Raw genomic sequence first — 13,990 nt, 5'->3', positions numbered from 1 at the left:
GAAAGTTAACAACTGTATCTAATTATGAAGAAGTTTAAGAATTTAAAGGATGTATTTTGAATCTATAATAAGGTTTTATTAGTAATAAACAAGATTTTCTCTCATTTTCTTAACATTACTAAAGAAAGCAATCAAGCCTATTTTATCAACAAGTTTAACAAAAAACTCTAAAAGTCTATGCAACTAAAACCACCCATGACAATGATGGATTTCTTTCGTAAAAGTGAAGGAACTTGGTTTTCTCAAAGAACTGTACATCATTTTGATACTACTGCTGAACAATCTGGAGATTCTAATATTATTATTGAAGTTTTAGATAAAAATGATACTCGCATCATCAAAGTATGTGAAGAACAAAATATCGATCGAGATTTACCCGTTGGTGGTGCTAGTTTTTTATGGCAGGATAATTTAGACGATCCTAATCCGAACCCGAATTGGGCGGCCATTTTAGTGGATATTCCTGATAAAGAAGATAAAACCCGTGGTAGATTTCTTCGTAATAAAGGTTATGTGGAAGGGATTCCAGTCGTTTGTCAATATAATTTTTCTCCCGATGGTGTCTTAACTATCATCACTGAATATGAAAAAAATCAGGGTATGGAAAGATGTTGGTTTATTACGGATGATTTTCGGGTGCGTGTTAGCACTGTAAAAATGATGAATGGTGTTAACCTTATGGGTTACTGTTCTGAGCGTCGTTGTGTTTCTAATCAGATGTTAAAAAAAATGGCACAGAAATATTCCCTTGTTAGTTAGGGTGAAAAAATCTTTTGATTTGCTTAACACTGTACATTCAGCAACAAGTCTAAAAATCGAAGTTTATAGTAATATCTTGATTAAACGACTAAAAGTAGGCTAATAAAAATGATTTATTCCCTCTTATTGCTAGAGGTTAATTGTGCCTCTGTAATAGGGGTATTATCTCTCAAGTCTAAAATACGGGATGTAACAACTCGATCGCCGGGTTGAACTCCTGAAAGTACTTGATACTCTTGTCCTTGAATATCACCAATAGTAATAGGAACTTGTTTAGCGGTAAGGGAAGTGTCTGACTCTCCTGGTTTCGCTACAAAGACAAATTTTTGTCCTCCCAAACTACTAACTATGTTGGTGGGAATTAAAACACCGGGTTTGGTATCCCAAATCAGACGAGCGCGAACATATTTTTCGTCTTTAAAACTACCATCATTGACAAAGCTAATTTTAACAGTGATAGACTGATTATTCTGATCTGTCAAAGGTGAAATAAAACTAATACTACCTGATACAACTGGGGTATTGTTATCTCCAAGAATTTCTACGGGAAGACCAATTTTTAAACGAGGTAAATTTTCTATGGGTACGTTAACATTGAGAAGGAAATTATCGTTATTAGTAATCGTCGTAAATGTTTCCCCGGGATTGAGATAGTCTCCTACTTTTTTCTTATTAAAATCCCCCACAATACCATCGACAGGAGCAACAATTCTATTAAAAATCAAGTTTTGCTCAATACTACCTTTATTGCCTCTTGATTCATCAATATTGGCTTTTGCTCTATCCATATTAGATTTTGCCCCTTGTATTCTTTCTTGTGCCACTTTTAAATTACTAAGGGCTGAATTAAGAGATTCTTTGGTAGTTTGAACTTGCGATCGTGCCGCTTGGGCGGCTTCTTCTCTGGCGGTTACAGTAGCTTTAGCACTATTCAAGTCTCTAGTTTTATCATCTAAATCCTGAGTGGGTAATACTCCAGAATTTACTAAAAATTTGGATCGATCGAAGTTTATCTGGGCTAATTCTAAATCGGCAGTGGCTCTTTGTAAATCGGCAAGAGCGGATTTGAGGTTAGCCTCCGCTCTACTTACATCAGCTTTCAGTCCTGCTACTTGAGATGAAGAACTATCTCTTTCTCCTTCTCTTTGTTTTAATTCCGATTGTGATTGATTATAGGCAGCAATTTGACTTTGTACATTGGCAGATGCAGCAAATACATCTTCTTGTTGTTGAGTAGGCTCTAATTCTGCAATTAATTGCCCTTGTGTTACAAAATCACCTTCTCTCACTGCTATTGTCATGATTCTACCGTTAATTTCAGGAGCTAAATTGACTCGACTAACGGCTTCTAAAGTCCCAACATATTCTGTACTATCAATTAGTTTTCCTGTTTCGAGGGTTGTTAAACTAACGGGAATCGGTTGAGGGGCTGGAGTTTCGGTTTTTTTTTCACTACATCCAGATATTGCGATCGCAAAAATAGACATAGTAGTAACAATATTTCTGGAGATAAATAGTTTTTTCTTCATAGGAGTAACGAATGATTATTGATAATGGCATAAGCAAGAAGTTAAAACCTCTTAGAACTATAAATCAAATCATCGATCGAATATTAAATTAATTTTGGAGTATTGCTTATTAATGTGATTGTAACCGATACTTTTATGATTGATATTTTACGTTTTGTGTATCAAATTAAGTTAAAGTCAGACATTCACTGTCAATAATTTTCAATTTATCTCGACAAGTACCTATTTCTCATAAGTAACTAAATTACATTCCACCATTCTTTGGGCTAATGTAGAGTAAAGCAATCTACCCCCAGTAATAGAATATTCTGGACGAGGATTAGGAAAATGACCAATAGGTGCATTATCGGTATAGTTAAGATTCTCAATGAAAATAATCCAATCCTCATTTTTACGCCAACCGACACGATTACCAAAACGATTAAAGGCATCATCACTAACCAGTCGCCCTGGGCGATTACCTGTTTCTACATAGATAGGAAATTGCACACTAAAACCAAACCTACCATTAGAATTTTCTTTCCATAGTGTATCGATCGTTTTCAAATTGGAACAAGAAAGATTTTGTAAATCTGAGGGAGGAATCCAACCCACAGATGTCCTACCTGTCGCTTGGAGAATAATACGTCTGGTTTCATCATTTGCCCTACGCCAATTTTGATCTGTTAATAATTGAGTAAGATTAGTAAAATCTATTTTTACATCATTAGAAACAGGAGTGTTTTGAGAATTTGATGGCGTTTGTGCTTGAAGGGAATTAAAAAAATTGCCACTGCTAAAGGTAAGGATAAAACCGAAAAACAATGATTTGAGTTTCATATTATTAGGATTAATTGAGTTTTTAGTTATAGTTTAACCTATGGTACTGATCCGCAAAAAATTTTATCTTAAACCTAAAATATTTTTATTAAAGTGTTCTTATGTTCTTTCTGTTTTTTAGCACTAAATTAAAGACAATCTTTTCCTGAATATGATAAATTGAAAGTAGTGTTAATTTGAGGTTCGGTTCGGTAACAGTGTTTGATTCCAGTCTTGAAAGGTTATTCCTCGTGCAATATGGAAAGATTCATGTCCGTCGTCTCAATTATCTCAGTGTAAATTAAGATTTTGGAGCAAGTTTATGTCCATATATGTAGGGAATTTATCCTATGATGTAACAGAAGAAGATTTACAAGCAGTCTTTGCTGATTACGGTGAAGTTAAGCGTGTATATTTACCTGTCGATCGTGAAACGAAAAGAATGCGTGGCTTTGGTTTTGTGGAAATGTCTAATGATAATGAAGAAGACAAGGCTATTGAAACTTTGGATGGTGCTCAATGGATGGGCAGACAAATGAAGGTAAATAAAGCGAAACCTAGAGAAGAAGGTAATGGAGATAATCGTCGTAAAAATTTCCGTAATTAATCTTTTTCCATTGTTAAAATTATAACTATTTTTAGGCTACTCTTTAAGTAGTCTTTTTTATTCGGTTCAATTCTTTAAAGACTTGACCAACTTTTGAGATGTACTTACTTAAAAAAATAACTTTTATATTAAATTTTTGAAGATGAATTATTTAATTGCAGTATTATCTGATCGTATTCAGGCAGAATCCGCTTACACTATTTTAGAAAAAGGGGGCGTTTCTCTCAATCAATTATCTATTATTGGTAAAGGTTATAAAAGTGTTTCTGATTTTACTTTTCTCGATCGTAGTGCAGAAGGACGCAAAAATGCTATGAGAATGGCTTATTGGTTAATTCCCTTCGGTTTTTTTGGGGGTTTTACCTTTGATGCTATTACTACTATTGATACTTTTGGTTGGGCTGGTGAGCCTTTTAATCATATCATAGGTGGTATTTTAGGGGCGATCGGTGGTGCTATGGGTAGTTTTTTTGTAGGTGGTAGTGGTTTTTTAGAAAATAGTGGAGACACTGTACCATTTCTTAATCGTGTTAATGCGGGAAAATATTTACTTATTATTCAAGGAGATGAATTTATTGTTAATAAAGGGAAAAATATTTTAAGAGGTTTTCAATTGGAAAGTATGGAAACTTATCAACAGTAAAAATTTATTATTTAAAATTAAGATAAATAAGTTTGCATTTATTCATAATTTTTTATATCACATTGGTTTATTCTATTTAAAAGTAATCCCCATCCTGCACTGGCAAAACGAGAACACCAATAAACAGAAAAAGTTTTAGGAATTAACCATGAAAGTGGTAAATGTCCTTGAGGTGCTTCTAAACTAAAATTTATTTTTTCTTGTTTTATCCATTCATTATTGTGATACCAACCAACTTTTTTAGCTAACAATTTATAGTCTTGATTACAGTCTAAATAAATTTGATTAATAATAGTAAATCCAAAATGATTATGACTCTGTTTTTGCCAGAGATTATTGATAAGTATTAAATGTTCACAAGGAAAATTATTTAAGTCATTTTGTGTTAATAAAATATCTTGACGTTTATCAGCACCTGTAATATTTAACATTAATTTTCTTGTTTGTAAATCTGCTAATTTCCATTGATTTTTTATTAGATAATCTTTTAACTTAAGATAATTTAACTTAGTTTTTTCCTTCATTATTTTATAATCAACAATAAATTTAGATCTTGCACCTCAATCATAAATTCTCAGTGACAAGAGGGAAAAGTGACAAGAATTGATTTTAAAATTGCTAAAATTGATTTTTTCCGTTTAGTCTAAGTACTATTTATTATACTGGTACAAAATCTGAGATAAACCTAAATTTTTTATTTAATCTTAACAAAATATTATTATGGCAATCTGTTTAGGAGTTGTAAACAGTCAAAGATTCTCAAAAATTAGCCCAAATCCTTTTTAGCAATGATAAATTACAAAATCTTTCTGTTTTGAGACACAACCTATTTAGGATTACTATATTACTGGTAATATTTTAATTACGATCGCCATTAGAGGTTTTAATATCTAGTATATTTTTACAAGAAATGTTTTAACTGTCAAAATTACCTTTATCAACAGCGTATAATTTTCCATTCAAATACATGACTTCAAACGGCTTAATTCCTACACCTATAAATAATTTAACTATTCTTCCTCATAGTGATCCAATTTTATTTTCTCTGATTATTCCCACCTATAACGAAAGTAAAAATATTCCCAGTTTAGTCACACAACTTACTGAATTATTAGATCAAGTTATTCCTCAAGAATATGAGTTAATTATAGTGGATGATGATAGTCTCGATCGAACATGGAAAGTAGGGTTAGAATTAAGTGAAAAATATCCTTCTCTTAAAGTCATGCGTAGAGAAAAAGAAAAAGGATTATCTACTGCCGTAATTAGAGGTTGGCAAGTCGCCAGAGGTGAAATATTAGGAGTAATTGATGCAGATTTACAACATCCACCACAAACATTATTAAATTTATGGGAAGAAATACAAAAAGGTGCAGATTTAGCCGTAGCTAGTCGAAATGTCGAAGGAGGAGGAGTAAGTGATTGGAGTATCCTACGCCGTTTTTTATCTCGTGGTGCACAAACTTTAGGATTATTTATATTACCTGAAGTAATTGGGAGAATTTCTGATCCCATGAGTGGTTATTTTTTAGTACGTCGCCGATGTTTATTTGGGTGTAATCTTAGCCCCTTAGGTTATAAAATTTTAGTGGAAGTATTAGGGAGAGGTAAAATAGCATGGATTGGAGAAGTAGGTTATGTATTTCAAGAACGTCAAGAAGGGGAAAGTAAGGTAACAAAAAAACAGTATATTGACTATATTCGCCACTTAATTCGTTTAAGGTTATCTTTATGGCAAATTAACCGTTTTATTCGTTTTGGAGTAGTAGGTTTAAGCGGAGTATTTATCGATATGATATTTTTATATCTTCTCAGTGATTCTACCACTTTAGCTTTACCTTTAACTCGTAGTAAAATTATAGCCGCAGAATTAGCTATTATTAATAATTTTCTTTGGAATGATGCTTGGACTTTTAAAGATATTTCTCAAAAACAACCCGGAAAGAGAAAAAAAATTAAGCGATTAATTAAGTTTAATATAGTTTGTTTAGGAGGATTAATTATTAATGTTTTACTATTAAATTTTTTCTTTAATGTGTTTGACTTAAATCCCTATCTTGCTAATTTATTAGCGATCGCTCTTGTAACAATTTGGAATTTTTGGTTAAATTTAAAATTAAGTTGGCGAAGTACAGAAACAAAAATATAGTAATTAATTTACAAAAGGTGTTAGCGGTACTTAAACTAAAAATATTAAACTATGAGTCTCAAATCGTTATAAATCAAAGATTTTACATCGATCAATAACTTTTCCTTTTATACCAAGAGTTTCAGCCGTTTTTATGGCTTTTACCTAAATCTCTTACTCTGACTGTATTTGAAGCTATTTTTGCCCCAAAGTTTTTCAAAGTACCGTTAGGTATTAGGTTAATTTTTGTATGTTTTATTCAGGTATAATTAATTTAATGATTTACGTTGTTTCAAGTAAAATTTATATCTATTTTCTAGTTGATTAAAAGTAAGATTTTTACTCCAATATTCTACTAAACTATGCCCTAAAGCCCAAGCATCATCCTGTGGATTACCGTTGTTTTCAATTAAAAAAGTCCATAAAGATAGTAAATCAAATTGCATTTTATTTTCATTATTAGTGCTTAACAAAGAGAATAAATCAAAGGCTAATTGCAGTTTTCCAATAACAACAGGTAACTGCTCAATAGGAATTTTTTCTGCTAAAAGTAAAGCTAAACGGGGTGAGCCTGTGCTAAGAGTTGAAATAAATTGTAAGACGGGACTTTTAAGTAAAGCAGTTAATCCTTGAGAGGTTGCCATTTGAAAAGAATATTTATCAATAATTTTTGCGGCGGCAATGGTTTTCGCTTCCAAATTGCGGAAAAAACGGGCTAATCGAATTTGTTTGGCAGGAACGATCGAGTCTAAGATATTGATAGCTAAAATGTCATCATGCCATGATTGTCGAGAAGTAAGATAGTCGGCAGTAACTATAGGTAATATTTGAGTGCAAAATTCTCCTAGGGTTTCTTGACGATACTTAACGGCTTCTCGGATTGAGATTTCTTTAGGTAAATTTCCCGTTTGCCAATTATAAGGGGGTTGCCATTCCCGAAGGGGACGCAGTCGATCGACTTGGGTGATAATAGTAAAAATGGGAATCTCCTGCAAATCTGTGTTGAGTTTTTGCAAAAAATCTTTATCCATTTGTAACGCTGGATCAAGAGCAGGGTTTAAAAGTAAGATAATATCAGCATTATGGGCATAATCTAACACCATTTCTTGATATTCTGGACGATTGATTTGCTCATAGCCGGGGGTGTCTAATAGATTTAAAGTATCTCCTGTATTGGTTTCCCATTGATAACTTTTTATATCCGTAGTGCTAGGCAAAACATCCACTTCCGCAGTTTGAGCATTAAACAAAGTATTAATAAGGCTACTTTTTCCTGCACTTGTTCTACCGACTAATAAAATATTAACGGGTTTTTGTTCTATTTGTTCAGGTTTTTCAGCTTGAGTAAGAATTTCCTGTAAAGTGTTGGTTTTGACGGCAGGTAATATATTATTAGAAGACGGAAATTTATCTAGTGGAAGGGTATCACCACCATACAATAAAGCAGTTTGACGGGCAAGATTGCGCAAGGCAACTTCTCTCAATATTTGACTCAGATTGATTAATAATTCTTGATTAGCTTGTTTATTACTTTCCTGACTAGCTAATTTAGCCGCCGCCACCGCAGGATTTATCACCCATTGTGCCCAATTCCATACTTGTAATAACTTTCTAGCAGAGGGTTCCAGTTTGCGGTATATTTGATAGCTTTGATACCCCTGTGCGATCGTAACTTGATTTAAAGCAGGAGACAACTGCTTCATCCACTTATCCATATCATCCACTGTACCTCTAATTAATCCATAGGCTTGCGGAATGTAAATATTCAATAACGGGTATTCTACTTCGGGGTGATATATTTTGGCGATGGAGGTGACTAAATCTTGGCAACGTTGAAAAAATAACTGCAAATCTTCCCAAATAGGGACATCATCTCTGGTTTTTGTGATAATAACTTGTAATGCTTCTTCTAACTTAGGAATTGTCTCGGAATTATTGTTATTGAAAGTTGTATTTTTTAAGTCTTGTTTTACTTCTGTTATGATATTTTCTACATTGGGAAATAGAGGTTTTGTCCATTTCACCAACAACCAACGCCAACCAACAAATATAGCGACAAATATTGCCCATATCCAGTTAATACCCCAAGCGTGAATTTGTAAACCTGTTGCGATTGCAAAAAAAGTAATTAAACCGATAATCGGAGTAGCTAAAATAACCCATTGCCAAGATTTTAAACGAATCATAAAAATATAAATACGGAGATTGATTTAATTATTACTGATAAAATTATATACAACACCAAATGCACCTTAGCTTAACAGAATGAAAGTAGCAGAACCCATATCCGCTTATGATATTGAAAAGATAACATCTCCTCAATGGGTAGAAGTTTTAGTAGATTGTGTGTATGCAGAAGGCTTATATACCTACAAAATAAAGCCTGACACTACCATTAAAGTCGGCGATATTGTTAGTGTGCCTTTTGGTAACACCATTGTCGGTGGAATTGTGTTAACATTACTTTCTCAACCTTCTGAAGATTTGTCGATCGATCAAATTAAAGAAATAGATGATATTATTACCACAGGGTTTTTTCCTGAGCATTATTGGGCATTATTACAATTAACAGCAGAATACTATCTCACGGATTTAATTAATGTTGTTAGAGTTGCCTTACCTCCCAAATTACTAGGCAAATCTCAAAGAAGGGTAAAACTTTTAACCGATAACATCCCCGACGATGGACATGATAATTGTACGGTTAATCAATGGGAAGTTATTAAACTATTAAAACAAAGTAAGACAAGAGATTATAGTTATAGCTTTGTAACCCAAAAAGTCAAAAATGCGAGACAGGCAATTAAAGGATTACTGAAAAAGCAATGGTTAGAAATTTATTTACAACCCCCTTCTAAAGCAACTCCCAAATATACAAAAGTTGTGACTTTTCTCGGAGAAAATGAGGATAGTCAACTCACTCAAAAACAAAGAGATGTCTTAACTATTTTAAAAAATCATCATGGAGAATTACCCCTTCCCACCTTAGTTAAACTCTGTGAATTAAATAGTCATTCTGTGGTTAATACCTTGGTAAAAAAAGGTTGTGTTGTTATTCAAGAAAGAGAAACCTTGCGCCTATTACAAGATTCTTCTCCCCCAAAAGATGAACCTAAAATCTTGACAAAAGATCAACATCGTGCGTTAGAAATTATCAACAGTTTAGAATCTTACTCTACAGTATTATTGCATGGAGTAACAGGATCAGGTAAAACAGAAGTGTATCTACAGTTGATCGCACCTATTCTACAACAAAAAAAGTCAGCTTTAGTATTAGTACCAGAAATAGGCTTAACTCCCCAACTTACCGATAGATTTAGGGCAAGATTTGGTGATAAAGTCTGTGTATATCATAGTGCCTTGAGCGATGGTGAAAGATATGATACATGGCGACAAATGCTAACAGGAGAATCTCAAGTTATTATCGGCACTCGCAGTGCAGTTTTTGCTCCCCTACCGAATATTGGTATGATCATCTTAGATGAAGAACATGATACCAGTTTCAAACAACATCAACCCATTCCCACCTATCATGCGGTTAAAATAGCAAATTATCGAGCAGAATTAGTCAATTGTCCACTAATTTTAGGCTCTGCGACTCCTTCCCTTGAATCTTGGCGACTTGCTACCGAAAACAATCACTATTTAATTTTTTCTTCATTAAACGATACTTCCAAAACTCCCTCCTTATTACGAGAGGTTGAAGAAGATCATTTTCCCCTACAATCAAATATAAAAGGAAATAACTACTACGTCACCCTTCCAAATCGTATTCAAAATCGCCCTTTACCCCCTGTCGAAATCGTCGATATGCGTCAAGAATTGCGAAAAGGCAACCGCAGTATCTTTAGTTATAGCCTTCAAGATGCTTTAAATAAACTGAAAATAGAAGGTAAACAAGGTATTTTATTTATTTCTCGACGAGGACATAGCACCTTCGTCTCTTGTCGTAGCTGTGGTTATGTGATGGAATGCCCTCATTGTGATGTATCCTTATCCTATCACTATACCCATGAGGGAGCAACGGAGTTATTAAGATGTCATTATTGCAACCATACAGAATTGCACCCAAAAAAATGTCCTCAATGTTTCTCTCCCTATCTCAAGTTTTTCGGTACGGGTACACAAAAAGTTTTATTAGAATTAGAAAAGGAGTTTCCTGAATTAAAAATATTAAGGTTTGACAGTGATACCACCAGCACAAAAAATGCTCATCGTCGCATTTTAGAAGATTTTGCCCAAGGAAAAGCAGATATATTAATAGGTACTCAAATGTTAACTAAAGGTATCGATTTGGCACAAGTTACTCTTGTGGGAGTGGTTTCTGCGGATGGTTTGCTATTCCATTCTGATTATAGAGCTTCCGAGAGAGCTTTTCAAACTTTGACCCAAGTAGCAGGGCGCGCTGGTAGAGGTGATGATGCCGGAAAAGTAATTATTCAAACTTACTCAGCAGAACATCCTGTAATTCAAGCAGTGCAAAATCATGATTATTTAGCTTTTTGTGAGAGAGAATTATCAGAAAGAAAGAGTTTAAACTATCCTCCTTACGGCAATTTAATTTTACTCCGTTTTAGTGGTGTTGACGGAGATAAAGTGCGAGATTCAGCCGACTCGATCGCTGATATTTGTGCTAATTTATTATCAGATAATATCGAAATATTAGGCCCCGCACCAGCAAATGTCATGAGGGTAGCAAATCGTTATCGTTGGCAAATATTACTTAAATCTGCGGATAATTTTACAACAGAAATAAAGCAAAAATTATTAACTCTAAAACAATATTGTCATAATTCTGTATCTTTAGTAATTGATGCAGATCCGTTAATAATTGAGTAAAATAGAGGAAATATTTAATATTTTCTATGTATCAAAAGTTAACTATTAAAGCATTTTTAAAGAAAAAAATCCCTCTGATTATTCATAAAAAATACATAAATTAAAGTTAATAATAATTAAATACAAGGGGATGTGCATATTTGTCAGGTTTACAATAATGGGACAATACTAATGAAACAAAACTAGAAAAATCAATTTTAGTAGTTTTACAATCAATTATTACTACTATTTCTTATCTCCTGTCTCCTACCTTAATCAAAACTTTTATGTCGAACTGAGGTAATAGAGGTGCAAGATCTAAATATTACAAATTTTTATTTTAAATGAATATTTCCTGTTTGTACTCTCCATAAACTTTCATAAATTCCCTGTTTTTCTATCAACTCCTCATGTTTTCCTTGCTCAACAATTTTTCCTTTTTCCAGCACATAAATACAGTCTGCATGACGAATGGTGGAAAGTCGATGGGCTATCATTATCGTAGTACGATTCTGTGTAATATGTTCTAAAGATTTTGCGATCGCAGCTTCCGTCTCATTATCTACTGCTGAAGTTGCCTCGTCAAGAATTAGGATAGGGGGATTTTTCAAAATTGCCCTTGCAATAGATAATCTTTGTCTTTGTCCTCCTGATAATTTCTGTCCTCTTTCACCCACGATCGTATCATAATCTTGAGGCAATTCAATAATAAATTCGTGAGCTTCTGCTATTTGTGCCGCTTTAATAATATCTTCTTCTGTGGCATTCGGGCTACCATAAGCAATATTCTCTCTCACACTGCCATGAAACAAAAACACATCTTGACTGACTAAACCAATGGCACGACGTAAATCATACAATACAATATCTTTAAGATTGATGCCATCAAGAGTTATATTACCTGATTGAATTTCGTAAAACCGCAACAATAACTTAACTATAGTACTTTTTCCTGAACCTGTCGAGCCGACGATAGCAATTGTTGAAGTGGCAGGAATCATCAAGTTAAAATTTTCTAAGACGGGGTCTCTTTCGTTGTAAGCAAACGTAATATTATTAAATTGAATTTCACCTTTGACACCGTTTAGAGGTAAAGGTAAATCTCCTGAATGAATCGTCATAGGAGTATCTAAAACATCCATCACTCTTGAAGTGGAAGCCATTGCCCGTTGATATAAATCAAGGGTTTGTCCTAATCCCGTTAAAGGCCAAAGTAGTCTTTGAGTCATGAATACTAATACGCTATAAGTACCCACCGCTAAGTTACCTTTTTCAACTTCCAAACCACCATAGAGTAAAATTCCCACGAATCCGGCTAAAATTACCACTCGAATTAAGGGAATAAATGCCGCACTTAAGGTAATTGCTTTTTGATTACTCCTTAAGTAGGCTTCACTATCTTTACGGATTCGATCTATTTCATAGTGTTCTGTGGTAAAACTTTTTATGGTAGTAATACCAGTCAAATTATTCGCTAGACGACTATTAAGCACACTTACTTTTTCCCTAACATCCATATAACGAGGAGCAAGAAATTTTTGAAATGCGATCGCACCCCAGATAATAATAGGAATAGGAATAATAGTCATCCATGCAGTGTTAGGAGTTAAGACGAAAAAAGTGGCACTAATAACAATTACAGTGGTAACAATCTGTAAAATATCATTAGCACCAACATCCAAAAACCGTTCTAATTGGTTAATATCATCATTAAGAATGGCTAAAAGTCTTCCAGTGCTTCTATTTTCAAAATACTCTAACTCTAAATCTTGAATATGACGATAAGCATCCAGGCGTAAATCATGCTGTATATTTTGGGCAAGATTACGCCATAAACGTTGGTATGCGTACTCAAAAATTGATTCTAAACCCCAAATAACCCCTGAATAAGCCGTTAAAACTAATAATTGTCCAAAAACAGTGTCAACTCCCCCAAACTTAGCAATAACAGAATCTTGACGATTTACCACCACATCTACTGCCGCACCAATTAATACAGGAGGAGCTAAATCAAATAACTTATTTAGAATAGAACAAGTTACCGCTTGATAAATAGAAGTCTGATATTTGTGGGAATATTTGACTAAACGAGATAACGGATGAACAGATTTAGAAATCATGAAAAAGTAGTATTTTTTTGATTTATGGAGTGGGCAATGCCCACTATTTTCAAAATTAGTAAAAAAATTTAAGCTGATTTATCGAAAAATTGATTTAAGAAACCAGCCACAAGAGATAACAAAACTGAACCGAAAAGGGCATCAAAAAAACCTTTAACTTCAAATCCGGGAGTAAAATAAGCTACCAGCCAAAAACAAAGTGCATTCACAACAAACAAAAATAAACCAAGACTCAGAATTGTAGCTGGAAGGGTGAATAAAATTAAAAGTGGTTTCACAATAGCATTAACAAGACCAAACACAAAGGCACCAATTAAAGAGGCTTGAACACTATTAATCACGATACCGGGGATAACTTTAGCTGTTACTATCATAGAGATAGCAGTAACAATCAAAGTGACAATAAATTGTGACATAACTATATTTTCTCTTAAAACTCAAAGTTATTACTATAAGTTAACAGAAAATTAGATTTAACTGACGAATAAAAGACTTTATTCTGTAATAACAAAACATACAAGACAAAATTTATGAAAACAAAAAAAGTGTCCTTAAGCGTTAAGAACTGCTTTTGAACACTCTTTTATT

Annotated in this window: 11 protein-coding genes; 5 read left to right on the top strand and 6 right to left on the bottom strand. The window is 33.5% G+C overall.

The features are described 5' to 3' along the window. The first annotated feature begins 177 nt into the window (after positions 1-177). Positions 178-759: a phycobiliprotein lyase gene (locus GM3709_RS08410; RefSeq protein WP_066118267.1), complete on the top strand. Its 582-nt coding sequence runs from the start codon at positions 178-180 to the stop codon at positions 757-759. A gap of 113 nt (positions 760-872) precedes the next feature. On the opposite strand, the gene GM3709_RS08405 is transcribed toward GM3709_RS08410, so the two are convergent. Further along, a complete protein-coding gene (locus GM3709_RS08405) occupies positions 873-2,288 on the bottom strand; it encodes an efflux RND transporter periplasmic adaptor subunit (RefSeq protein WP_066118265.1) in 1,416 nt (471 codons plus the stop codon). Positions 2,289-2,510: 222 nt separating this feature from the next. Further along, on the bottom strand, positions 2,511-3,107 hold the full coding sequence (locus tag GM3709_RS08400; RefSeq protein ID WP_066118263.1) for a GUN4 domain-containing protein: 597 nt from the start codon (positions 3,105-3,107) through the stop codon (positions 2,511-2,513). A gap of 301 nt (positions 3,108-3,408) precedes the next feature. Here GM3709_RS08400 and GM3709_RS08395 point away from each other — a divergent pair, with 301 nt between their 5' ends. Together GM3709_RS08395 and GM3709_RS08390 are read left to right on the top strand one after the other, a co-directional pair. Beyond that, positions 3,409-3,693: an RNA-binding protein gene (locus GM3709_RS08395; RefSeq protein WP_066118261.1), complete on the top strand. Its 285-nt coding sequence runs from the start codon at positions 3,409-3,411 to the stop codon at positions 3,691-3,693. A gap of 142 nt (positions 3,694-3,835) precedes the next feature. Then, on the top strand, positions 3,836-4,336 hold the full coding sequence (locus GM3709_RS08390) for a hypothetical protein (RefSeq protein ID WP_066118259.1): 501 nt from the start codon (positions 3,836-3,838) through the stop codon (positions 4,334-4,336). A gap of 38 nt (positions 4,337-4,374) precedes the next feature. Here GM3709_RS08390 and GM3709_RS08385 read toward each other — a convergent pair whose 3' ends face one another. Beyond that, positions 4,375-4,860, bottom strand: a complete 486-nt coding sequence (locus GM3709_RS08385) for a GUN4 domain-containing protein (protein ID WP_066118257.1) — start codon at positions 4,858-4,860, stop codon at positions 4,375-4,377. Between the two features lie 443 nt (positions 4,861-5,303). On the opposite strand from GM3709_RS08385, the gene GM3709_RS08380 reads away from it, so the two are divergent. Further along, positions 5,304-6,485: a glycosyltransferase gene (locus tag GM3709_RS08380; protein ID WP_066118255.1), complete on the top strand. Its 1,182-nt coding sequence runs from the start codon at positions 5,304-5,306 to the stop codon at positions 6,483-6,485. Positions 6,486-6,733: 248 nt separating this feature from the next. On the opposite strand, the gene GM3709_RS08375 is transcribed toward GM3709_RS08380, so the two are convergent. Beyond that, positions 6,734-8,650, bottom strand: a complete 1,917-nt coding sequence (locus GM3709_RS08375) for a GTPase family protein (RefSeq protein ID WP_066118254.1) — start codon at positions 8,648-8,650, stop codon at positions 6,734-6,736. Between the two features lie 79 nt (positions 8,651-8,729). On the opposite strand from GM3709_RS08375, the gene priA reads away from it, so the two are divergent. After that, the gene (priA, locus tag GM3709_RS08370) at positions 8,730-11,303 is read left to right on the top strand and encodes a primosomal protein N' (protein WP_066118252.1); all 2,574 of its coding nucleotides are present in this window, start codon (positions 8,730-8,732) and stop codon (positions 11,301-11,303) included. A gap of 314 nt (positions 11,304-11,617) precedes the next feature. On the opposite strand, the gene GM3709_RS08365 is transcribed toward priA, so the two are convergent. Further along, positions 11,618-13,402: an ABC transporter ATP-binding protein gene (locus tag GM3709_RS08365; RefSeq protein ID WP_066118250.1), complete on the bottom strand. Its 1,785-nt coding sequence runs from the start codon at positions 13,400-13,402 to the stop codon at positions 11,618-11,620. Positions 13,403-13,470: 68 nt separating this feature from the next. Next, a complete protein-coding gene (locus GM3709_RS08360) occupies positions 13,471-13,818 on the bottom strand; it encodes a phage holin family protein (RefSeq protein ID WP_066118248.1) in 348 nt (115 codons plus the stop codon). Positions 13,819-13,990 lie beyond the last annotated feature (172 nt).

Source organism: Geminocystis sp. NIES-3709, assembly GCF_001548115.1.
In the GTDB taxonomy this organism is placed as follows: domain Bacteria; phylum Cyanobacteriota; class Cyanobacteriia; order Cyanobacteriales; family Cyanobacteriaceae; genus Geminocystis.
The sequence above is the reverse complement of the archived record's forward strand: the minus strand, read 5'-3'. Positions and strand labels throughout refer to the sequence as shown.

Coding starts and splice junctions, on each gene's coding strand:
- GM3709_RS08410 (WP_066118267.1), top strand. CDS start 178: ATGCAACTAAAACCACCCATGACAATGATGGATTTCTTTCGTAAAAGT.
- GM3709_RS08405 (WP_066118265.1), bottom strand. CDS start 2,288: ATGAAGAAAAAACTATTTATCTCCAGAAATATTGTTACTACTATGTCT.
- GM3709_RS08400 (WP_066118263.1), bottom strand. CDS start 3,107: ATGAAACTCAAATCATTGTTTTTCGGTTTTATCCTTACCTTTAGCAGT.
- GM3709_RS08395 (WP_066118261.1), top strand. CDS start 3,409: ATGTCCATATATGTAGGGAATTTATCCTATGATGTAACAGAAGAAGAT.
- GM3709_RS08390 (WP_066118259.1), top strand. CDS start 3,836: ATGAATTATTTAATTGCAGTATTATCTGATCGTATTCAGGCAGAATCC.
- GM3709_RS08385 (WP_066118257.1), bottom strand. CDS start 4,860: ATGAAGGAAAAAACTAAGTTAAATTATCTTAAGTTAAAAGATTATCTA.
- GM3709_RS08380 (WP_066118255.1), top strand. CDS start 5,304: ATGACTTCAAACGGCTTAATTCCTACACCTATAAATAATTTAACTATT.
- GM3709_RS08375 (WP_066118254.1), bottom strand. CDS start 8,650: ATGATTCGTTTAAAATCTTGGCAATGGGTTATTTTAGCTACTCCGATT.
- priA (WP_066118252.1), top strand. CDS start 8,730: ATGAAAGTAGCAGAACCCATATCCGCTTATGATATTGAAAAGATAACA.
- GM3709_RS08365 (WP_066118250.1), bottom strand. CDS start 13,402: ATGATTTCTAAATCTGTTCATCCGTTATCTCGTTTAGTCAAATATTCC.
- GM3709_RS08360 (WP_066118248.1), bottom strand. CDS start 13,818: ATGTCACAATTTATTGTCACTTTGATTGTTACTGCTATCTCTATGATA.